Genomic DNA, 1,095 nt, shown 5'->3' on the forward strand with positions numbered 1-1,095 from the left:
TCAAGAACGCCAAGAGCGAGATCGATATCGCTCGCGCTACCTCCGAGCTGGCCATTGCCGTGGCCGAGATGGCGGCGGCTCGCAAGTTCCTGCAGAAGAAGTAAATCCAGTTCAGCTGCGGTCCACGCGACCGCACTGCACCAAAGGCCCTGACGTGTGAACGCAGGGCCTTTGTCTTTTCGGCGGGCGCTGGCGAAAATGCACTGACGACGGGCAGGACGGGCGCGCTGGAGGAAAATCAGGCGATCGGACATATCTGGCATGAACTACACCTCACCTCGCTGGCTGCCCGGCGGGCATCTGCAGACCATCTGGGCCGCGCTGTATGCACGCCGCGTGCAGGGACCGCCACCGCAGTTCCGGCGCGAGCGCTGGGACACACCGGATGGCGATTTCATCGATGTCGACTGGCTGCAAGGCCCGGCAGGTAACACCTTGCTCGTGCTCTTTCATGGGCTGGAAGGCTCTTCGCAAAGCCAGTACGCACAGGCCTTTGCCGGCTTTGCACGAGAGCGGGGCCTGTCCTATGCCGTACCGCATTTCCGGGGTTGCAGCGGTGAACTCAACCGCGGGCCGCGCGCCTACCACTCGGGTGACTGGCAGGAAATCGACTGGATCCTGCGGCAATTGCGCAGCCGACATGCCGGCCCCATCGTGGCCCTGGGCATCTCGCTGGGCGGCAATGCCCTGATGCGCTGGGCTGGCGAACTGGGCGAAGCCGCTGCTACGGTCGTCAGCGCCGTGGCCAGTGTGTGCTCACCGCTGGACCTGGCCGCTGGCGGCCATGCGATCGGGCGCGGTTTCAACCGGCAGGTCTACACGCGCATGTTCCTGCGCACCATGAAACCCAAGGCCCTGGCCAAGTGGCATCAACACCCTGGCCTGTTCGATCGCGACGCCTTGCTGCGTGCGCGTGATCTCTACACCTTCGACAAGCTCTTCACCGCGCCATTGCACGGCTTCAAGAGCACCGAAGACTACTGGGAACGGGCCTCGGCCAAGCCGCACCTGCACCGCATCCGCATTCCGGCACTCGCGTTGAATGCACGCAACGACCCCTTCGTGCCGGCCGGCAGCCTGCCGCGGCCCGACGCG

At 64.9% G+C, this 1,095-nt stretch carries 1 protein-coding gene; it reads left to right on the plus strand.

Annotated elements, in window-relative coordinates:
- Positions 1–261: 261 nt before the first annotated feature.
- Positions 262–1,095: YheT family hydrolase (locus tag Q8M88_RS04490; protein ID WP_305595050.1), on the plus strand; the 834-nt coding region annotated here is incomplete at its 3' end.

The sequence above is a fragment of the Phenylobacterium sp. genome (assembly GCF_030693805.1).
GTDB lineage: Bacteria > Pseudomonadota > Alphaproteobacteria > Caulobacterales > Caulobacteraceae > Phenylobacterium.